General features: G+C 73.3%; 16 protein-coding genes. 7 read left to right on the forward strand and 9 right to left on the reverse strand.

Annotation, left to right across the window (positions count from 1 at the left end; genetic code table 11):
• Positions 1-27 precede the first annotated feature (27 nt).
• The 4 genes from IG02_RS38305 to IG02_RS0115940 form a co-directional block, all read right to left on the reverse strand.
• Positions 28-1,008 (reverse strand): polysaccharide deacetylase family protein, encoded by a 981-nt coding sequence (locus IG02_RS38305; protein WP_051765101.1) that lies wholly within the window; start codon positions 1,006-1,008, stop codon positions 28-30.
• Complete coding sequence (locus tag IG02_RS0115925) at positions 1,005-2,480, reverse strand: glycosyltransferase (protein WP_037803133.1); 1,476 nt, start codon at positions 2,478-2,480, stop codon at positions 1,005-1,007. Before IG02_RS0115925 ends, IG02_RS38305 begins: the two co-directional genes overlap by 4 nt.
• 80 nt (positions 2,481-2,560) lie before the next feature.
• Positions 2,561-3,664 (reverse strand): GNAT family N-acetyltransferase, encoded by a 1,104-nt coding sequence (locus tag IG02_RS0115930; RefSeq protein WP_030747434.1) that lies wholly within the window; start codon positions 3,662-3,664, stop codon positions 2,561-2,563.
• A 601-nt stretch (positions 3,665-4,265) separates the two neighbouring features.
• Positions 4,266-4,649 (reverse strand): DUF6415 family natural product biosynthesis protein, encoded by a 384-nt coding sequence (locus IG02_RS0115940; RefSeq protein ID WP_158712306.1) that lies wholly within the window; start codon positions 4,647-4,649, stop codon positions 4,266-4,268.
• 147 nt (positions 4,650-4,796) lie between these two features.
• Between IG02_RS0115940 and IG02_RS0115945 the strand changes: the two genes are divergently transcribed.
• Entirely contained in the window at positions 4,797-6,239 is a 1,443-nt protein-coding gene (locus IG02_RS0115945) for a hypothetical protein (RefSeq protein WP_030747439.1), read from the forward strand.
• A 100-nt stretch (positions 6,240-6,339) separates the two neighbouring features.
• On the opposite strand, the gene hutI is transcribed toward IG02_RS0115945, so the two are convergent.
• From hutI to hutU, 4 genes are all read right to left on the reverse strand, one after another.
• Positions 6,340-7,548, reverse strand: a complete 1,209-nt coding sequence (hutI, locus tag IG02_RS0115950; protein ID WP_051765105.1) for an imidazolonepropionase — start codon at positions 7,546-7,548, stop codon at positions 6,340-6,342.
• Between the two features lie 224 nt (positions 7,549-7,772).
• The gene (locus IG02_RS0115955) at positions 7,773-9,209 is read right to left on the reverse strand and encodes a formimidoylglutamate deiminase (RefSeq protein WP_078854544.1); all 1,437 of its coding nucleotides are present in this window, start codon (positions 9,207-9,209) and stop codon (positions 7,773-7,775) included.
• Between the two features lie 239 nt (positions 9,210-9,448).
• Positions 9,449-10,654, reverse strand: coding sequence for an allantoate amidohydrolase (locus IG02_RS0115960; RefSeq protein WP_030747446.1), 1,206 nt, complete (start codon positions 10,652-10,654; stop codon positions 9,449-9,451).
• A gap of 200 nt (positions 10,655-10,854) precedes the next feature.
• Positions 10,855-12,573 carry a urocanate hydratase gene (gene hutU / locus IG02_RS0115965; protein ID WP_051765106.1) on the reverse strand — a complete coding sequence of 573 codons (1,719 nt, stop codon included), beginning with the start codon at positions 12,571-12,573 and terminating at the stop codon, positions 10,855-10,857.
• Positions 12,574-12,684: 111 nt separating this feature from the next.
• Here hutU and IG02_RS0115970 point away from each other — a divergent pair, with 111 nt between their 5' ends.
• The 5 genes from IG02_RS0115970 to IG02_RS0115990 all read left to right on the forward strand — a co-directional run bounded on the left by IG02_RS0115970 (position 12,685) and on the right by IG02_RS0115990 (position 17,145).
• The gene (locus IG02_RS0115970; RefSeq protein ID WP_078854520.1) at positions 12,685-14,250 is read left to right on the forward strand and encodes a diaminopimelate decarboxylase; all 1,566 of its coding nucleotides are present in this window, start codon (positions 12,685-12,687) and stop codon (positions 14,248-14,250) included.
• Between the two features lie 357 nt (positions 14,251-14,607).
• Complete coding sequence (locus IG02_RS0115975) at positions 14,608-15,093, forward strand: hypothetical protein (RefSeq protein ID WP_030747453.1); 486 nt, start codon at positions 14,608-14,610, stop codon at positions 15,091-15,093.
• Positions 15,094-15,395: 302 nt separating this feature from the next.
• Positions 15,396-16,136 carry a hypothetical protein gene (locus tag IG02_RS0115980; RefSeq protein WP_030747456.1) on the forward strand — a complete coding sequence of 247 codons (741 nt, stop codon included), beginning with the start codon at positions 15,396-15,398 and terminating at the stop codon, positions 16,134-16,136.
• Positions 16,137-16,219: 83 nt separating this feature from the next.
• Positions 16,220-16,612: a roadblock/LC7 domain-containing protein gene (locus IG02_RS0115985; protein ID WP_030747458.1), complete on the forward strand. Its 393-nt coding sequence runs from the start codon at positions 16,220-16,222 to the stop codon at positions 16,610-16,612.
• Between the two features lie 158 nt (positions 16,613-16,770).
• Positions 16,771-17,145, forward strand: a complete 375-nt coding sequence (locus tag IG02_RS0115990; RefSeq protein WP_030747461.1) for a hypothetical protein — start codon at positions 16,771-16,773, stop codon at positions 17,143-17,145.
• Positions 17,146-17,324: 179 nt separating this feature from the next.
• Here the strand turns inward: IG02_RS0115990 and IG02_RS0115995 are convergent, their stop codons facing one another.
• Positions 17,325-17,891 (reverse strand): hypothetical protein, encoded by a 567-nt coding sequence (locus IG02_RS0115995; RefSeq protein WP_030747463.1) that lies wholly within the window; start codon positions 17,889-17,891, stop codon positions 17,325-17,327.
• An 853-nt stretch (positions 17,892-18,744) separates the two neighbouring features.
• Here IG02_RS0115995 and IG02_RS0116005 point away from each other — a divergent pair.
• Complete coding sequence (locus IG02_RS0116005; RefSeq protein WP_051765108.1) at positions 18,745-19,131, forward strand: MerR family transcriptional regulator; 387 nt, start codon at positions 18,745-18,747, stop codon at positions 19,129-19,131.
• The last annotated feature ends 411 nt before the right edge of the window (positions 19,132-19,542 follow it).

The raw sequence follows: 19,542 nt of genomic DNA on the forward strand, positions 1-19,542 counted from the left end.
ATCGGCCCCTGTCCCGTGGTGCCGTCGCTATCCCGCGAACTCCGGGCCGCGCACGCGGGCGCGCGCGCTCCGGTAGAGCCGCCAGCCCAGCGTGGCCGGCGAGTCCGGGAAGGGCGCGACCCGGGCCCGCTCGCCCCGGGCGGGAGCGCCCGCCATCCACGCCTCGACGTCGGCCACGGTGTGGCGCCGGCGCACGATGAGCCGGGCGATGCGGTACGGCTCGTCGTGCGCCGAGCTGAGCGCGTGGCGTACGGCGACGGCGGAGGAGTAACCGGCGGACGCGGCGGCCCGGCGCACGGCGCGGCTGTTGTAGCCGTGCGGATAGGCCAGATGTGCCACTTCGTGCCCCAGGGTGTCCTCCAGCGCCTGTTTGGACGCGCGGAGTTCACCAAGGAGAGCGGCCGGGCGGAGGGTGTCCAACGGGGGGTGCGTGACCGTGTGGGCGCCCACCTCCATGCCGTACGACTCCAGGGCGGGTGCCTGGGCGAGCCGCATCATCGGGGCGGGCGGCAGCAGGCTGGTGCGGCCGGGTGTGATGGCGCCGGTGGTCAGATAGGCGGTGGCGGGCAGCGCGCGGGCGGCGAGCGCCTCGGCGGTCGGGCCCGGGAGGTCGGCGAAGCCGTCGTCGAAGGTGAGGACGACGGGCCGGGGCGGCAGGGGCGCGACCGGCGGTGCCGGAGCGGGTGGCGGTGCCGGCGTCGACGGAGGCGGAGGCGGAGACGCAGACAGAGACGCAGACGGAGACGCCTCCGGTGCCGAAGGGAACGTCGTCGGCCGGTGTGTCCGGTGTCCCGGCGAGGCGGCCGGGAGGTGGTCGGCGAGCGTGCTGACGGTGATCGGGGTGCGGCCACCGGCCACGATCGCGTCCAGGTGAGCGGCGAAGTCCCTCGGTGTGACCGTGAATTCGGCGATCCAGGAAGGCGGGTCGTCCATCACCGCGTGGTAGAGGAGGACCGGTATCGCGCCGGGAGTGCGGAGGGCGCGTGCGGAGGCATCAGGGGCTCTCATGTCCGTCTCCCGCTCTCGCGCGCCCATGCCCGCACGCGCGCGTGCGCGTAACCGAACGGGCCGTACAGCATGCCCCGGCGCTCGAGCCGGGAGAGGGAGCGCGGCCACGGGTAGCTCTGAGCGCCGTGCGCGCCCGGCGCACCGGCCACCCACGTGCCGTCGGCCCCCGTACCCTCGCCCCCCGTGCCGTCTGTCCCCTTACCACCGCTGTTCCTGCTGCCGGCGTCGGCGGCGCCACTGGGACCGGCGCCGCTCGCGTGCGCCCGCGGCGCCGTGATCGCGCGGGCGTGCGCGAGTCCGCGCGGGAGTCTCGCGAGCAGGGCGGGCAGCAGCGCGGGCCGCCGGACCAGGACCGCGGTGAGGTAGGCGGTCAGCCCGGCACCGTAGCCGTACGCCTGGTCGCGCAGGTCCCGCGCGGTCTCGCGGTGGTGGTGCCAGATCAGCGCCTCCGGCGTGTAGCGCAGCCGGTGGCCGGCGGACAGGATCCGTACGAAGGCGTAGAGGTCGTCGCCGCCCTTGGCCGGGGTGCCCGTGCCGGTCGCCGGGTCGAACCCGCCGACGGCCCGCAGGGCATCGGCCCGGAAGGCCATGTTGGCGCCGGATCCGAAGCTGCCCGCCGTGAACGGGAAGAGCGGTTCGCCGGCGGGCGGCCCGGCCGGGTCGTAGAGCCGGGTCCTGAACCCCTTGGCGAAGCCGCCGTGGCTCTCCAGCAGGATCTGCGCCGGCGTGCGCAACCGGGCGGGCAGGATCAGGCCGGTGACACACCCGAGACCGGGGTCCGTGGCGAACGGCGTGGTGAGGGCGGTCAGCCAGTGCGGATCGGCGACGACGTCGTCGTCGGTGAAGGCCACGACCGTGCCGTCGGCGGCGGCGAGCCCGCGGTTGTGGGCGACGGCCAGCCCGGGACGGAGTTCCCGGACGAGGTCGACCCGGCCGGCGTAGCGGGACTCGACGAGTTCGCGGACGGCGGTGGTGCGCGGCACGTTCTCGACGACGAGGACCCGGTAGTCCGGGTGGTCCTGGGCGAGGAGCGAGTCGAGGGCCCCGGCGAGCCGCCCGGCGCCGTCGCGGGTGGCGACGACGACGGTGGTACGGGGCGGAGCCGGAGCCGCCGCTTCCGTGCCGCCCCTGCTTTCTCCCCCGCCCCGGCTGCTTCCCCTGCCCCGGTCGTCTCTGCCGTCCCGGTGGCCGCTACCGTCCCGGTCGTCCCACTGCGCTCGGAAAGCCGCGACGAGGACGCGCGCCGGATCTTCCCCGGCCGGCACCCGCGCGCGTACGGTGGCGACCGGCCGGCCCCGGAAGCGCACCAGCGCGTAGACGTCTCCGGCCTCCAGGGGCGGGCCGCCTGGTGCGGGCCGGAGCGCGAGCACCGACCCGCCGGGGCCGTCGAGATCGAGATCGGCCACGGTGACCGGCGGCAACTCGGGCAGGCGCGCGGTCCCGGCGCTCGCCGCCCTCTGTGTGTACGTCATGGCTGTCGGCTCCCGCTTCCCCCGCCTCGCGCCCTTCGCGCCCTTCGCGCCCTTCCGCTCCTCGCGCCCCTCACGCGCCGTCACCTGTCGCGCAGCCGGCCCACCTGTCTGAGCGCCCGCTGGGCGTACCCGGCCAGCCTGGGCCGGTCCCGTACGAAGCCGTGCGCCCGGCGTGCGGGCTCGCGGGCCAGCCAGGAGAGTGCCGCGCGCGCCCCCGGCCGTACCGACGAGCCCTCGTACACCCGCAGCGAGCCCGTCTTGAGCGCGTCCTTGTACTCGGCGGAGCCGCGCCCCAGGTCGAGCATCGTGATGCCCTCCCGCGCCGCCGCCTCGGCCATCCGCAGATGCAGGATCAGCCCCGGCGAGAACTTCGCGAACTCGGGGTCGTACGCGGGGAACCAGCACGAGAGCACCGTGCGCGAGCGCAGCCCGAAGTGCGCGGCGACGGGCCGCCCCGCCACGTAGAGCACGGAGAGCAGCCCGGAGCAGCCCGGCGCGCGGGTGTGGGCGAGCTGCCGCACCAGGTCGCTGATCCACTCCTGGGCGAACCGGTCGCGGCGGCCCGTCCTGCGGTACTGCGCCGACTTCCACGCCATGAGCGTGCGCAGCGCGGCCGGGTCCCGTTCGTCGAGGACGAACCTGACCTCGCCCTCACGGCGGCCCAGCTTGCGTTCCTTCGCGGTCGTCGTGCGGTAGAACTTCGGCGAGCGTTCGCGCAGGCCCGTTTCGTACGCCTCGTACCCCTCCCCGAGCTCGATGACCGGCGACTCGAACTCCGCGGCGGCGTCCGGGACGAACAGCTCCTGCCCGGCCTCGAGGTTGTCGAAGTCCCAGGCCGCGAGGGAACAGGCACGCAGCAGCGCGGCCGTCGGCAGTTCCAGCCCGGGGCGGAGCACCGCTCCCTGGGTGTCGGACACGCCGAAGCCGATCGCCCGGCCGTGGCCCAACGGGCCCTTCTCGTACGGGAAGAAGCCGGCCGGTCCGCTCCCGTGAGCACCGTCGGCACCGTCGACGCCATCATCCGCGCGGAGGACGGCCACGCGGGCGGACGGCCGGACCCGGCCCACGGCGCGCGTGAACTCCGGTTCCATGAACGGGTTGGCCGGCGTGCCGGACCGGGCCCGTAACGCGCGCCATACCTCGGCGTCCGCCTCGGACAGCTCACCCGGTGCGATCACCCGGATGTGCGCGGCACCGGCTACGCCGTCCCGGACGCCGTTCTGTGCACCGTTCCGTACAGCGCTCTGTGCGTCGTCCTGCGCGCCGTTGGACCGGACATGCGGCGGAACGTTCAATTCTCGACCCCCCGGTCACATCCCCCCATGAGCCTCGTGGACCCGCGAACCCCCGTACCGCGTCCCCACGCCCGACAGGACGATACCCGCCCGAATCCCTCCGGGACAGTGCCAGTTGCCCATCTGGTGACGAATTCAGCGGATGGGGCGGTACGGACCTCACCACGGCCCCGCCAAAGGGGCCGGAACCACCACTGTCCGAAGCCACCGGCCGCTTCTAGGATCGGACCGTCCCCGAGTGGGAACTCCCCCACCCGCTCGGCTTCACGCACCACAAAGGCGCGCCCCACAAAGGTGCGCCCCACAGAGGTGGGCACCCCAGTGGTACGCGCCACCGCTCCGCGCACAACCCGCTCCGCCACCGTGCGCCGTCAGTGCTCGGCGCGTCCGGTCGGCGCGGATCACAGCCGCAGCCCCACGACCAGGGCGAGTGTGAGCCCCAGCGCGCAGACCGCGACGACGAACCACGCCTGCTGCCTGCCTTCTGGCGTCATGGCCGGCGGTGCCCTTCCCGTTCGTGGAGAAAAACCATGAACGTGCGGCACATCCGGGCCAGCGCGCGCATGTGGACCCAGTGCGCCATCGCCCCCTCGCCGGGCCCGCCGCCGGACAGGTCGTACCAGTCCTTCAGCGCGCCCGACGCCCGGACGCTGTGCTCCGCCGCCGGGATGCGCTGGACGACCGAGACCAGCCGCGCGCCATGGGTGACCAGCCGCGCGGTGAGATCGGCGATCTCCTGCGGCGGCGGCATCATCCGGTGCGGGGCCAGCGCGCGATCGGCGTCCAGAGCGATGACATCAAAGGCAATTTCGTCATATGCCAATGCCTTCGTACGCGCGCTTTTCCCTGTGCCTGCGGCTCTATGGTCTGTCACTGTGGTCACCTTGGCCCCCGATCTTCGTGTCCGGCCTGACCGGCCGTTCGTCGTCTACGAAGAGAAAACCGCGTCATTACCCTCCGTGGGTACCGTGGGGGGCAGGTCTGAGAATGAAAGCCATGAACGCTTGGGGGAGTTAAAAACATGGCGAGTAACTCACGTCACTCACGCACGCCCAATACCGGGTTGGCGAACCTGCTCGATCAGGCGAAATGGTCACGATCCCAGTTCGCGCAGATCGTCAATCGCATCGGCGCGGAAGCGGGCCTCGAACTCCGCTACGACCAGTCCGCGGTCTCTCACTGGGTGGCGGGGACCATGCCGAAGGAGCAGGCCAGACCACTGATCGTCGAGGCGTTCTCGCGCAAGCTGGGGCGTCCGGTGACCCATGCGGAAGCCGGCCTGCCGGTTGTGTCCTCCACATACACATCCACTCTCACTTCTCTCACTTCGGGCTCCGAAGGCACTCCTGGAACTCCTGGCGCTCTTGGCCCGTCCGCCCCGCCCGGCTCTTCTGGTGTCAACACCTTGGAAGAACTGGTCGACATGGGAAGGGCCGATATGGACCCGTCGCGCCGCAATGTGATCGCCGCAGGGCTGTTCTCCGCCGCCATCGTGGTGCCGCTGTTCCCGGATCTGGCGCAGGCCGCCGACCGGAACGCGCCACCGGCGGGGAAGCGGACGGTCCGGATCGGGGCCCCGCAAGTACAGGCCGTACGCACGATGACGGACCGAATAGCGGACATCCTCGATGAACTCGGCGGCGGACACGCGCGGCCCATGGCCGCCGCGTTCCTCGTGAACACGGTGATGCCGTGGCTGAAGGCGGAGGCGCCCGAGGCCGTACGCAAGGACATGCTGTCGGCGGCCTCCGACCTGGTCTACCTGACGGGGTGGATGGCGATGTACGAGCGCGCGCACGGCCTCGGTCAGCAGTACTACCTGCGGGCGCTGGAGCTGGCGGGCGCGGCGGAGGACCATGTCACGTACTGCCGTACGCTGCGCGGCATGTCGCTCCAGGCGTCCAACCTCGGCTACGGCAAACGCGCCCTGGAACTGGCCGACTCGGCCGCCGAGGCGTCGCCGAAGGCGGGACCGCGGCTGCGGGCGTTCCTGTCCGGGCAGCAGGCGCACTCGGCGGCGATGGTCGGCGACAAGCGCCAGGCGTTCGCCCGGTTGCGCGAGACGGAGACCGCGCTGACGAAGGCGGACAACCGGCGTGAGTCGGTGGGCGGTTACGACCACACCGCGTACCTGTTCCACATGTCGCACGTCCTGTACGAGTTCAAGGACCTGCCGGGGTCGATAACGGCGCTCCAGCAGTCGCTGAAGACGCAGGCGAAGAACGAGCGCCAGGGCAGGGTGCACTTCCTCGCCGTGCTGGCCCAGCGCCAGCTCGAACTGGGGCACCTGGAAGCGGCGTGCGTCAGCTGGTGGCAGTTCCTGGACGACTACGAGCACGTGTCGTCGGCGCGGGGGGACGAGCACTTCGAGACGATGCGGCGGCGGTTGAAGCCGTACGTGAAGACCTGGGCGGTGCGCAAGCTGCGGCCGAAGATCGACGAGGTGGCGGCGCTGAAGGGCTGAGGGCGGCCGGCCGGGAGCCGTGGGACCCGCGTGCCGGCCGACCGGCGCGTTCACCGGTCGGCCTGTCGGTCGACGCGCGCCCCGTCGGCCGACGCGCGGGTCAGTGGACGCGTCGGCCGCGCCGCCAGACCGCGGAGACCAGCGGCACGCCCGGGCGGTACGCGAGGTGCACATGGCTCGGCGCGTCGAGCAGGGCCAGGTCGGCGCGGGCGCCGGGGGCGAGCCGGCCGACGTCGGAGCGGCGCAGGGCGGCCGCGCCGCCCGCCGTGGCCGACCAGACCGCCTCGTCCGGGGTGAGGCCCATGTCCCGTACGGCGAGGGCGACGCAGAACGGCATGGACGAGGTGAAGGACGAGCCCGGGTTGCAGTCCGTGGAGAGCGCCACGATCGCCCCCGCGTCGAGCAGGCGGCGGGCGTCGGGCCAGTCGGCGCGGGTGGAGAACTCCGCCCCCGGCAGCAGCGTGGCCACGGTCGAGCCGTGGGCGAGCGCGTCGACGTCGGCGTCGGTCAGACGCGTGCAGTGATCGGCGGAGGCGGCGCCGAGTTCCACGGCGAGGCGCACGCCGGGACCGTACGAGAGCTGGTTGGCGTGGACGCGGGGGATCAGGCCCTTCGCCCGGCCCGCGGTGAGGATCGCACGGGCCTGGTCCCCGTCGAAGGCGCCCTCCTCGCAGAAGACGTCGATCCAACGCGCGTACGGGGCGCAGGCGTCGAGCATGGGGCCGGTGACGAGGTCGACGTACGCGGCGGGGTCGTCGGCGTGGTCGGGCGGGACGATGTGCGCGCCGAGGTAGGTGACCTCGTCGGTGTGCTCGCGGGCGATGCGCAGGGCCCGGGCCTCGTCCTCGACGGTCAGGCCGTAGCCCGACTTGGTCTCCATGGTGGTCGTGCCCTGGCGCAGCGCCTCGGCGAGGTAGCGGGCGACGTTGGCGTCGAGCTGGGCGTCGGTGGCGGCGCGGGTGGCGGCGACGGTGGTGCGGATGCCGCCGGCGGAGTAGGCGCGGCCGGACATCCGGGCGTTGAACTCCTGGGTGCGGTCGCCCGCGAAGACGAGGTGGGAGTGGGAGTCGACGAAGCCGGGGATCACGGCCCGGCCGCCGGCGTCGACGGCGTTGTCAGTGGCGGGTGCTTTGCTTGATTCACCGACCCAGGCGACGCGGTCGCCGTCGATGACGACGGCCGCGTCCTGGATCAGGCCGATGGGGGTCCCGTCACCGAGGGAGGGGTCGTTGGTGACCAGTGCGGCGATGTTGGTGATGGCGGTCGTGCCTGCGCTGGCGGTGCTCGCCGCCGGGGCGGTGGTCGTCATCGCGGGGGTGTTCTCCTTCGGTGGCGCGCGCGGGAGGGGGGTGGGCGCGTCCGCCGGGAACGGGGGGCTCGGCGGACGCGCGCTCGGGGATCGGGGAGGGGCCGGCCCGGAGCCGGGTGCGGGACGGTGGCCGTCCCTGTCCGGGCCCGGCGGGTTCAGTGGTCCTTGCCCCGTGCCCGTCCGGGTCGCGCGACCTGATCGGACGCCCGTAGGGCAAGGATCCTTCAGCCGCGCAGGGCGGCGACCGACTCGGCCAGGGCGGTGGGCACGTCCGGGACCAGGGTGTGGACCCCGTCCCGTACGAGATGCCGGCCGCCCACGACCGTGTGGCGTACATCCGCCGCGGAGGCGGCGAATACGGCGGTCTCCGCTCCGAGCCGGGGCAGGGTGCCGGCGGTCCTGACCGAGTCCAGGGCGATCGTGACGAGGTCGGCGAGCGCGCCGCGCTCGATCCGGCCCGCGTCCGGCCGGCCGAGCGCCGCGTGGCCGTCGGCGGTGGCGGCGCGCAGGAGGGCATTGGCCGTCCAGTGGCCGCGTCGGCGGGTGCGCAGCCGTTCGTCGAGTTCCATCGCGCGGGCCTCTTCGAGGATGTCGATGACGGCATGGCTGTCGCTGCCGAGGGACAGGGGCGAGCCGGCCTCCTGGAGCCGGGCGGCCGGGCCGATGCCGTCGGCGAGATCGCGTTCGGTGGTGGGACACATGCAGGTGCCGGTGCGGGAGGAGCCCAGCAGGGCGATGTCCTCGTCGGTGAGGTGCGTGTTGTGGACGCCGGTGGTGCGGCTGCCCAGGACGCCGTGATCGGCGAGGAGCCTGGTGGGGGTGCGGCCGTGGACGGCGAGGCAGGCGTCGTTCTCGGCGGTCTGCTCGGAGAGGTGGACATGCAGTGGGGCGTCCCGCGCCCCGGCCCATTCCGCGACGGTCGCGAGCTGCTCGGCGGGCACGGCCCGCACGGAGTGGATCGCCGCGCCGATCCGGGCGTGGTCGCTGTCCTCGAGGGCCGATGCGCGCTCGGCCCAGGCGTCGGCGGTGCCGTCGGAGAAGCGGAGCTGGTGGCGCTCGGGTGGCTTGCCACCGCGCCGGTCGCTGATGCCGGAGGCGAGATAGGCGGTGTCGAGGAGCGTGATCCGGATTCCGGCTTCGGCGGCGGCCGCGAGAAGGGCCTCGCCCATCGCGTTCGGGTTGTCGTAGGGCGTGCCGTCCGGCGCGTGGTGGAGGTAGTGGAATTCACCGACGGAGGTGATGCCGGCCAGCGCCATCTCGGCGTACACGGCGCGGGCGAGTGCGTGGTAGGTCTCGGGCGTGAGCTTGGCGGCGATGCCGTACATGACCTCGCGCCAGGTCCAGAAGGTGCCGGAGCCGACCTGGACGGTGGAGCGCAGGGCGCGGTGGAAGGCGTGCGAGTGGGCGTTGGCGAGCCCGGGGAGGGTGAGCCCGCGCAGCACCGTGGCACCGGGCGGCGGGGCGTCGGCCCGGGTACTGACGGCGGCGATCCGGCCGCCGGTGACCCCGATGGTCACGCCGTGCTCGACATGGCTCTCGAGCCAGGCGTGTTCGAGCCAGTAGGTGGTCTCGTGCGTGTCCGGGTCGGGCGGGACCCGGGTGTCCGGCCCCGGGTGCGGGGCGGGCGGGGCGTCGGTGACCTGCGTCCTGTCGGACGCCACGGTCTTCGAGGACCCGGGCCGCCGGGCGGCCCGGGTTCTCGACCCGGAGGCGGCCGACGCGGTCGCGGCGTGGGATGCCGCGAGGGAAGAGGATCCCGGTGCGGATGCCGCCGGGGGGTCCGCTGGGGTTTCCAGTGGGAAGGCAGGTGCCGCCGGGGAGGCCCGCGGTGTTGCGTACGCCGGCGGCGGGGAGGACGGCGCCGCCGTGCCCCGCGGGGTCACGGCCGCCGGATACGTCGTCATGAGCACGCGAGTCCTTCCAGTACGTCGGCCAGAGCCAGGACCCCGGCCACACAGTCGTCCTCCGCCGCGGACTCGGCCGGCGAGTGCGAGACGCCGGTCGGGTTCCGTACGAACAGCATGGCCGTCGGGATGGAGCCGGACAAAATACCCGCGTCGTGCCCGGCGCCGGTGCCGAGGACGGGGACGGGCCGTCCGCCGGAGCTCCGGCGGAGGATCGAGCCGAGCTCGTCCCGCAGGGCGTGCTCGAACTCGACCACCGGGGTGAAGGACTCCCGTACGACGCTCAGCTCGATCCCGGCGCGGTCCGCGTGCTCACGGGCCGCGGCCTCGATGCCGGCGACCACGGTGTCAAGCGCGGCCGGGTCGGAAGCGCGTGAATCCAGCCAGCCGCGGACGAGGGAGGGGATGGCGTTGACGCCGTTGGGTTCGACGGAGATCTTGCCGAAGGTGGCGAGGGCTCCGGCCAGTTCCGCCTCACGGCGGGCGGCGAGGACGGTCTCGGCGTAGGTGAGCATGGGGTCGCGGCGGTCGGCCAGGCGGGTGGTGCCCGCGTGGTTGGCCTCGCCGCGGAAGTCGAACCGCCAGCGGCCGTGCGGCCAGATCGCGGAGGCGATGCCGACGGGGTCGCCGGACAGGTCCAGGGCCCGGCCCTGCTCGATGTGCAGCTCCACGAACGCGCCGATCCTGGCGAGGCGTTCGCGGTCGGGTCCGAGTGCGGACGGGTCCTGACCGGCGGCCTCCATGGCCTTCGGCAGCGGGACACCGGCGCCGTCACGCAGTTCATGGGCCTGCTCGGGGGTGAGCTGTCCGGCGGTGAGCCGGGATCCGACGCAGGCGAGTCCGAACCGGGCGCCTTCCTCGTCACCGAAGTTGGTGATGGCAAGGGGCCTGGTGAACCGCGCGCCCCGGCGGCGCAGTTCATCGAGCGCGGCGAAGGAGGAGACGACACCGAGCGGCCCGTCGAAGGCCCCGCCGTCGGGGACGGAGTCCAGGTGGGACCCCGTCACGACGGCGTCACCGGCGAGCGGGTCACCGAGCCAGGCCCACTGGTTGCCGTTGCGGTCCACCTCGTGGACCAGCCCGCGGGCCTCGGCCTGTGCCCGGAACCACGCACGGCAGTCGGTATCGGCGGCGGTCCAGGCGTAGCGGCGGTAGCCGTGGCTGCCAGCGTCCCGGCCCAGGGGCGCGAGATCGCGCCACATCTCGTGGAAGGAGGGAGGCCGGTGGGCGACCGTGTCGGTCCGGTCGGCCGCGCCAACCCGGGCGACGTCGTCGGCCTGGTCGGCGGCGTCCGGCCCGTCGGCCCGAGCGGCGGCCCCGGGCACCGCGCCCGTACCGGCGGGGCCGGGGCCGGGGTTCGCGGGAGCGCCCGTATCGGTGGGGCCGGGCGTGGCGGGCCGGGTCACGCGGCGCCGCCTTCGGCCGTTGCGGCTTCCCGGTCCGGGGACCCGCCCGCGCCCTCGGCCCCGCCCTCGCGCATCGGGACGCGGACCCCGCGCTCGGCGGCGACCGACTCCGCGCTGTCGTAGCCCGCGTCGACATGGCGGATGACGCCCATGCCGGGGTCGTTGGTCAGGACGCGGCGGATCTTCTCGCCCGCGAGTTTCGTGCCGTCCGCGACCGAGACCTGTCCGGCGTGGATGGAGCGGCCCATGCCGACGCCGCCGCCGTGGTGCAGGGAGACCCAGGAGGCGCCGGAGGCGACGTTGACCATGGCGTTGAGCAGCGGCCAGTCGGCGATGGCGTCGGAGCCGTCGAGCATCGCCTCGGTCTCCCGGTACGGGGAGGCGACCGAGCCGCAGTCCAGGTGGTCGCGGCCGATGGCCAGCGGGGCGGCGAGTTCGCCGGAGGCGACCATGTCGTTGAAGCGCTCGCCCGCCTTGTCGCGCTCGCCGTAGCCGAGCCAGCAGATCCGGGCGGGCAGGCCCTGGAAGTGGACCCGTTCCCCGGCCAGGGTGATCCAGCGGCGCAGGGACTCGTTCTCCGGGAAGAGGTCGAGCATCGCCCGGTCGGTCTTGTGGATGTCGGACGCCTCGCCGGACAGGGCCGCCCAGCGGAACGGCCCCTTCCCCTCGCAGAACAGCGGCCGGATATAGGCGGGCACGAAGCCGGGGAAGGCGAAGGCCCGGTCGTATCCGGCCAGCTGCGCCTCGCCGCGGATGGAGTTGCCGTAGTCGAAGACCTCGGCACCGGCGTCCAGGAAGCCGACCATCGCCTCGACGTGCCGCGCCATCGACTCCCGGGCGCGCTGGGTGAAGTCGGCGGGCTTCTCGGCCGCGTACGAGGCCATGTCGGCGAAGTCGACGCCGAGCGGGAGGTAGGAGAGCGGGTCGTGCGCGGAGGTCTGGTCCGTGACGATGTCGATGGGCGCGCCCTCGGCGAGCATGCGGGGCAGCAGTTCCGCCGCGTTGCCGAGCAGACCGACGGAGAGCGGGCGGCGGGCGTCGCGGGCCTCGGTCGCCAGTTGGAGCGCGTGCTCCAGACTGTCGGCCTTCACGTCGAGGTAGCGGTGCTCGATACGGCGCTCGATCGCGCGCGGGTCGCAGTCGATACAGATCGCCACGCCGTCGTTCATGGTCACGGCGAGCGGCTGGGCGCCGCCCATGCCGCCGAGGCCCGCGGTGAGCGTGATCGTGCCGACGAGGCTGCCCCCGAAGCGCTTGGCGGCGACGGCGGCGAAGGTCTCGTAGGTGCCCTGGAGGATGCCCTGCGTGCCGATGTAGATCCAGGAGCCGGCGGTCATCTGCCCGTACATGGTCAGGCCGAGGGCCTCCAGGCGCCGGAACTCCTCCCAGTTCGCCCAGTCGCCGACCAGATTGGAGTTGGCGAGCAGGACGCGCGGCGCCCATTCGTGCGTCTGCATGACGCCCACCGGCCGGCCGGACTGGACGAGCATCGTCTCGTCCTGCTTCAGCGTCCGCAGCGTACGGACCATGGCGTCGAACGAGCGCCAGTCGCGGGCGGCCTTGCCCGTGCCGCCGTAGACGACGAGCTTGTCGGGGTGCTCCGCTACCTCAGGGTCCAGGTTGTTCTGGAGCATGCGGAGCGCGGCTTCCTGCTGCCATCCCAGGGTGCTCAGTTCCGTACCGCGCGGCGCCCGTACGGGGCGGGGTCCTGACATGGCGATGCCTCCTCCGAGTGAACCTGTTGGCCGATCTATTCACATCTTGGATCGATGAATACTTATAGTCAACAGCTGCATGGCGGGCCTTGGGATGATTGGCTGGCATGCATGGCCTCTGGTGAGCACTCCCCGGCGCGACCCCCGCGAAGCGGGGACGGCGGCATACGGAACGCCCAGGACGGCAGCCGGACGGGCAGCCGGGACGCGGCCCGGGGCGGCACCCGGGCCGACGCATCCAGCACCCCGTCCGACACACGCGGCACCCCGTCCGACGCGCCCGGCGCCCCCGGCGGCACGGGCCTCGCCCCGGCCGGCGAGGGCGCCGACGGCGGGGCCGCGGGGCGCGCGGCCCGCCGCGACCGGGCTGTGCGCGCCGCCGTGGCGCAGGGCCTGATCAGCGACGCGTCGCCCGTCGTCGCGCTGCTCGACGTGGCCGGGATCCGGGCCTCCGCCGCCGCGCTCCGCACCGCCTTCGACGCCGTCACCGCCCCCGGTACCCCGGTGCTGCACGCCTTCGCCGTGAAGGCCGCGCCCCTCGTGCCGGTGCTGCGCCTGCTGGCCGCCGAGGGCATCGGCGCCGAGGTCGCGAGCCCCGGCGAACTGGCACTCGCGCGCGCCGCCGGCGTACCGGCCGGCCGCACCGTCCTCGACTCCCCCGCCAAGACCGTCACGGAGCTGCGCGAGGCCCTCGCGCTCGGCATCGCCCTCAACGCCGACAACCCCGAAGAGCTGGCCCGGCTGGACGCCCTCGTCGCCTCCGCCGGACCGGGAGCGCCGGGAGCACCCTGCGGACTGCGGGTCAACGCCCAGGTCGGCGCCGGGTCCATCGGCGCGCTGTCCACCGCGACCGCCACCTCCAAGTTCGGTGTCGCGCTGCGCGACGAGGGTGCCCGCGCCTGGGTCGTCCAGGCGTACCTGGACCGCCCCTGGCTGACCCGGCTGCACACGCACTCCGGCTCGCAGGGCGTCCCCCTGGACCTCATGGCCCAGGGCGTACGGGCGGCCTTCGAGCTGGCCGAGGAGATCAACGCGGCGGCCGGGCATCGGCAGATCGACACGCTCGACATCGGCGGCGGCGTCCCCGTCAACTTCGCCTCCGACGAGGAGACCCCGGGCCATGGCGCGTACGCCCGGCTGCTGAAGGACACCGTTCCCGGTCTGCTGGACGGGCGCTATGGACTGGTGACGGAATTCGGACGTTCTCTGCTCGCGAAACACGGCACGGTCCTCACCCGGGTGGAGTACGCGAAGTCCGCCGGGGGCCGCCCCATCGCGGTCACCCACGCGGGCGCCCAGGTGGCCACCCGCACCGTCTACGACCCGGTCTCCTGGCCGCTGCGCATCGCCGCGTACGACGCCGGGGGCCGCCCCAGGACGGGCCCGGCGGTCGCGCAGGACATCGCGGGCCCGGCGTGCTTCGCGGGCGACCTGCTCGCCGAGAACCGGCCGTTGCCGCTGCTCTCCCAGGGCGATCTCGTCGCGGCCCTTGACACCGGCGCGTACTACTTCACGAATCACTACGCCTACAACAGCCTGGCCCGGCCGGCCGTCCTGGGCTTCACCGTGACAACCGGCGGCGACGTGCGCTTCGCGACCGTACGGGCCGCCCAGAGCGTCGAAGAGGTCGTCACCGAGTCCGGCGGGGACCACACCGACGCGCTCCTGGACGGCTGAGCCGGCCCGCGGGGCGGCGCACGGACGGGGTACGGACGGGGGCACGACCGGGGCGCGAACCGGGCCCCGGGCCGCCGAACCCGGCGTTCCGGGGTGAACGGCGCCTCCCCAGAAGCCGCCACGGCGCGAAAAGTTCCCGCGCGGGACACCCAACTCTGGCTATTTCCGGCCATTTTCCCGTACTGCCCCGTACCTCCCGTTCCTCGATCGTCATGTTCGGCTGGAAATTGCCAGAACTTCCGCCTGACATTCGGACGTTGCGTAACCTCACGACTACTGCCGCACACAAGTGCGCCCGCACGGTACGTGCGTCCGCAGGACAGGTGTGCCCGCATGCCCGGCTGGAGGGGAGTCCGCGTGCCCGGAATCGACGCGTGTCTGCACGAGGCCATGAGCCTGCCCGGAGCGCGCGGCGCGGCGATCGTCGACTGGACGAGCGGCCTCGCGCTCGGCACGGCGGGCGAGTCGCCCAACGGCGACTACGAGGCGACCGCGGCGGAGACGGCCGAACTGGCGAGAGCGGCGGCGGAGTTCACCGCCTTCGCCCCGGCCCCTGTGCCGGGGCGTCCCGCCGCACGGGGCGGCCGGGACGGGCACTCCGTCCACGGCGCCACCGGCCCTGCCGACGGCGGCGGCCCCACAGACTCCGGCGATCCCGACAAGGGCCCGCCGGTCGAGGACCTGATCGTCACTACCCGCACCGGATATCACATAGTGAGCTTTGTCGACACGACGTTCGACAGCAGCGTGTTCCTGCACCTCTGGCTCGACCGTGACCGCGGCAACCTGGCACTGGCGCGATTACGGCTCAGACAGCTCGCTGAACGGCTGGTGCTCGAATGACCTCCTCCCCTCCGCCTCCCCCGCGCCGGCTGCCCGTCCGCCGGCCGTCCCCGCCCCCCGCGCCGGCGCCGCCCCCGGCATCCCACCCCGCGCCCCATGCGGCGCCGCACCCGTCGGCGGCCCCGGCCCGCGGCCCCGGTCCGGCCCCGGCGACACCCCAGGCGGCCCCACCGCCACCACCTCCTCCTCCGCCACCGCCTCCTCCGCTCCCGCCGTCTCCGATACCGGGTCACCCCGGCCACTCGGGCCCCCCGGAGCCGACAGGGCCCTCGGAACGGTCAGGGCCCTCGGAGATCGTCCCGATGCTCGTACGACTGGCGGACGAACACGCCACCGGCGCCCTGCTCCGCGACCACGGCACGCTCTACCTGGCCGACGGCCGGGTGGTGCACGCCGAGAGCCCCGCGGCCCCCGGCATCGACATCCTGCTCACCACGGGCGGCCGGCTGTCGCGCGCCGACTGGGAGGAAGCCGTCGACCGGGCCGGTGCGCGCCGCACGGTCGGCCGGTTCCTCGTGGAGAGCGGCCGGCTGCACGAGGGCGAGTTGGAGATATGCCACGTGGGCGCGCTGTTCGACGCCGCGTACTTCGCCCTCACGCCCGGCGGTGGCCCCACCCGGTTCCGGCACGGCGCCCAGCACTGGATCGGCCCCGTACGGCCCGTGCCCGCGGCGGCCGTCGCGCGCGAGATCGCGCGACGGCTCGAACTCCTCGACTCCGTCTGGCCGTACCCGGCCGTCGACACCGCACCGGTGACACCCCGCGCGCCCGCCCCCGGCCAGGTGGTCACCCGCGGACAGCACGCCCTGCTGTCGCTGGCGGACGGCACACGGACCCCGGTGGCCCTCGCCCGTGCGCTGGGCCGCCCCGCGTTCCACACCCTTCTCGACATCCGGCGGCTGGCCGCGGCCGGCCTGCTGGAAACCCCCGACGAACCGGCCGCCGCGCCCGCGACGGTTCCCTCCTGGGTCGCGACGGTGGCCGCCGACCCGGACACCGCCCTGTTACGCCGGCTCCGCGACGCCCTGGAGGAAAGCCTGTGACTCTGACTCCCCGCGGAGTACCGGGCCCTCGCCGCACCGTCATGGGGCGCGCTCTGCGGCAGCGCGCCGAGAGGAGACAGCTGATGACGGCGGAAGCCGACGTACTCGGTGAACTCAGGCGCCTGCGGGCCCGGCTCCCCCAGCTCACCGGGGCGCTCGCGGCCAGCGCCGACGGCCTGGTGCTGGCGTCGGACGCGACGAACGTGGAAGCCGAGGGGGTGGCCGCGCTCACGGCCGCCGCGCTGGGCGTCTCACTGCGCCTGACGGACGCCACGGGCCAGGGCGGCTTCCGCGAGCTGCTGGTCCGCGGCGAGGACGGCTACGTCGCGACGTACGCGGCGGGCTCCTCCGCGGTCCTGACGGTGCTGGCCGAGCCCCGGATCAACGTGGGCCGCCTCCATCTGGAGGCGCGCAGGTCCAGCACCCGGATCGGCGAGCTGGTGGACGGCGCGCTCGAACGACTGGAGAACGCCTGAGAACCCCTGCCCCTGCCCCTGCCCCGGACCTTGTCCCGGGCCGGGGCGCGGGCCCTGCCCCGGGCCGGCCCCCCTAGGCCCCCGCCCCAGCCACTCGCGGTACCCGGGCGCCCGGAACTCCCCGGAGCGCCCTCGGACGGAAAGGAAGTGCGACATCCATGGCCAACACCGAAGCCGCTCTCAAGGAAGCCACCACCTCCATAGAAGGAGCGCTGGGCGCCGCGCTCGTGGACTACTCCAGCGGCATGGCCCTCGGTACGGTCGGCGGCGGCAAGGACCTCGATCTCACGGTCGCGGCGGCGGGCAACACCGACGTGGTCCGGGCCAAGGTCCGCACCCTGGAGATGCTCGGCATCAAGGACGAGATCGAGGACATCCTGATCACTCTCGGAACGCAGTACCACCTGATCCGGCTGCTCAAGGGACGGGGCAATACCGGCCTGTTCCTGTACCTGGCGCTGGACAAGGGCCGGGCGAACCTGGCGATGGCACGCCACCAACTGGCCAAGATCGAGAGCCGCCTGGAGGTCTGAGCGCCGGAAGCGCCGGCCGAGCGCCGGGAACTCCCCGAGCGCGCCGGGCGGCACCGGTACGGGTATTACGGGTACGAGTTACGGCCGTACCGGTTCAGCGGCCGTACCGGTTCAGCGGCCGTACCGGTTCAGCGGCCGTACCGGTTCAGCGGCCGTACCGGTTCAGCGGCCGTACCGGTTCAGCGGCGGCGACGCGCCCCGCCGGGGGCCGCGTCGCCGGCCGCGAGGCCCGTGGTCCGGTACCCCTTCACCAGCTTGCCTGCCGGCCGCCCGGTCCCGGCCCAGTCCGTCCGTACCCACAGCAGCGCCTCGTCGCGCTGCTCCCGGCGGCCCAGCCAGGCCGCCTTGAGCCACAGCCCGGCGCCCGCGCCCGCCAGCGCGGGCCCGCCGGCGCCGGGCAGCGCGAACGAACTCCCGACCGCCATGAGGAACCCGGCCAGCAGCCACCAGCGGTGGGCACGCCGCCAGTTGCGCAAGGTGACGGCGCGGTCCTGGAGGTAGTCGTACTTCGCCGCCCGGGACGCACGGTCCGCCCAGGCGCGGTACCGGCCCCGGCGCACCAGCGCGACGACCGCCGCGACGACGACGAAGAGCGCGGCCCCCGCGTACAGGCCGATCCGGCGGCCCGTCAGGCCGGGCAGCAGGAGCCCGATTCCGGTGGCCAGGACGCCGAGCCACCACAGCGGCACCGCCCCGGCCCGCACGATCACCGCAACCCGTGCCAGCGACTGCCCTCCGCGCCCCACGACCCGCCTCCTCGATCCGTCCCGCCCGTTCGGGTGGAGCGGAGAGTAGCGACGCTGTCTGAGCGTTTCCTGAGAGCACGCACCGCCGGCACCTACGCGGCCACCGCCGACACCTGGACGACTATCTCATCGCCGGATACACGAAAATCTGTCCTGGCTGGAGTAGACATTGGGCGGTGGCGTGGCTATGGTTTCTCTCGTAGCCGAGATCGAGAAGGCCCGGCAGAGATGAACTGCCGGGCAGCAGTACACGCAGTTGCAGTTCGCAGGACGGTGCGGTGGTGGAGTCCCGAAGCCAGAGCGGTTGCATGATGGCGACGGGACTGACGACCGGACCGGGTGGCCCGCAGTGATCAGGGGCCGCCATCAGCAGTACCGCAGGACCAGCAGTGCGGGTTCAGTGGCTCCTCGGTAAAGGCGTCTCGCTGCGGACGCGCGTACCGGGAAGTTCGGCAGTGGGGTTCCGGAGCCGGAGCAGATGCAGGACGGGCGACAGGGCCGACTGCCGAAGGGTGGCGCTGTTCGAGGTCACCAGTGGTTCGCAGTACCAGCAGTACCAGCAGTATGAAGATCCCGTTTGGTAAGTGATCAGAGGGAAGAACGGAGGAGTTGAGCGCCATCAGGATCGCCCGGACGGAAGTGCTCGGTCCGGGTACCGCAGGACATCGATAGGCAGGTGGTCTCCGGTCACGCAACCGCGATCCCCGCACACCCGGCAGAGTTCTGGCCGGGCCCGCGGAAACAGAGGGTCGGCGCAGCACTACGGCCGACAGATGGTGTAGCAGTTCCTTCGGGGCCTTGGTGCCGGGTACGGCACCAAGGCCCCTCCACGCGTTCCGCAAAGAGAGGTGCGATGACAGCAGACGACTCCTACGGCCGTCTCGACGATGACGACTACCCCGCCTACACCATGGGCCGGGCCGCCGAGATGCTCGGCACCACCCAGGGCTTCCTCCGCGCGGTCGGCGAAGCCCGCCTCATCACCCCGCTGCGCTCCGCGGGCGGTCACCGACGCTACTCCCGCTACCAACTGCGCATCGCCGCCCGCGCCCGCGAGCTCGTCGACCACGGCACCCCCATCGAGGCGGCCTGCCGCATTGTCATCCTCGAAGACCAGCTCGAAGAAGCCAAGCGCATCAACGCCGAATACCGGCGCGCCGACGAAGCGGCGAATCCGCCGGACGCGTCTTCTCCCGGGGCTGCCTCCACCACGGCCTCCGGAGAACAGTCAGCAGGGTAACGGGCTGGGTCTGGACACCCGGGCTCCCCGGGCCTGCTCGCCCCGAGCGTGACGTCCTCCGTGCGGAGCCGGGCTGTCTTGCCGAGGTCGCCGCGCTCCGCGGGGTGCGCGGGCCCGGCACCGTAGCCCGGATGACCGGGTCCGGATCGTCGCGGCTGTTCATGTCCCGCCACTCTCCTTCCGTAACACGGCGCACCACTCCGGTGACTCGCCGTCGCCTATCGCGCCGACGCGCTGATGCCGCTGTTCAACTCGATGGCCGACCATGCGCGGGAACGCAACTGTCCACACAAGAGTCGCTGCCCCGCGACGTGGTCGCGGTGCCGGCACTCGGTACCGCCCTGGCCCTCGCTGTCTGGCGAGGCCGACCACCCTCGCGCCGTCTGGCCGTGACCCCTGGCCGGGATACCC

This window comes from Streptomyces sp. NRRL F-5135 (assembly GCF_000719775.1).
Taxonomy (GTDB): Bacteria; Actinomycetota; Actinomycetes; order Streptomycetales; family Streptomycetaceae; genus Streptomyces; species Streptomyces hebeiensis.

What these genes read in the sequence shown, in the direction of transcription:
- IG02_RS0115990 (WP_030747461.1), top strand. Translation starts at nt 16,771, where the DNA reads ATGGCCAACACCGAAGCCGCTCTCAAGGAAGCCACCACCTCCATAGAA.
- IG02_RS38305 (WP_051765101.1), bottom strand. Translation starts at nt 1,008, where the DNA reads ATGAGAGCCCCTGATGCCTCCGCACGCGCCCTCCGCACTCCCGGCGCG.
- hutU (WP_051765106.1), bottom strand. Translation starts at nt 12,573, where the DNA reads ATGTCAGGACCCCGCCCCGTACGGGCGCCGCGCGGTACGGAACTGAGC.
- IG02_RS0115980 (WP_030747456.1), top strand. Translation starts at nt 15,396, where the DNA reads ATGCTCGTACGACTGGCGGACGAACACGCCACCGGCGCCCTGCTCCGC.
- IG02_RS0115925 (WP_037803133.1), bottom strand. Translation starts at nt 2,480, where the DNA reads ATGACGTACACACAGAGGGCGGCGAGCGCCGGGACCGCGCGCCTGCCC.
- hutI (WP_051765105.1), bottom strand. Translation starts at nt 7,548, where the DNA reads ATGACGACCACCGCCCCGGCGGCGAGCACCGCCAGCGCAGGCACGACC.
- IG02_RS0115945 (WP_030747439.1), top strand. Translation starts at nt 4,797, where the DNA reads ATGGCGAGTAACTCACGTCACTCACGCACGCCCAATACCGGGTTGGCG.
- IG02_RS0115985 (WP_030747458.1), top strand. Translation starts at nt 16,220, where the DNA reads ATGACGGCGGAAGCCGACGTACTCGGTGAACTCAGGCGCCTGCGGGCC.
- IG02_RS0116005 (WP_051765108.1), top strand. Translation starts at nt 18,745, where the DNA reads ATGACAGCAGACGACTCCTACGGCCGTCTCGACGATGACGACTACCCC.
- IG02_RS0115960 (WP_030747446.1), bottom strand. Translation starts at nt 10,654, where the DNA reads ATGTGGCGCGATCTCGCGCCCCTGGGCCGGGACGCTGGCAGCCACGGC.
- IG02_RS0115970 (WP_078854520.1), top strand. Translation starts at nt 12,685, where the DNA reads ATGGCCTCTGGTGAGCACTCCCCGGCGCGACCCCCGCGAAGCGGGGAC.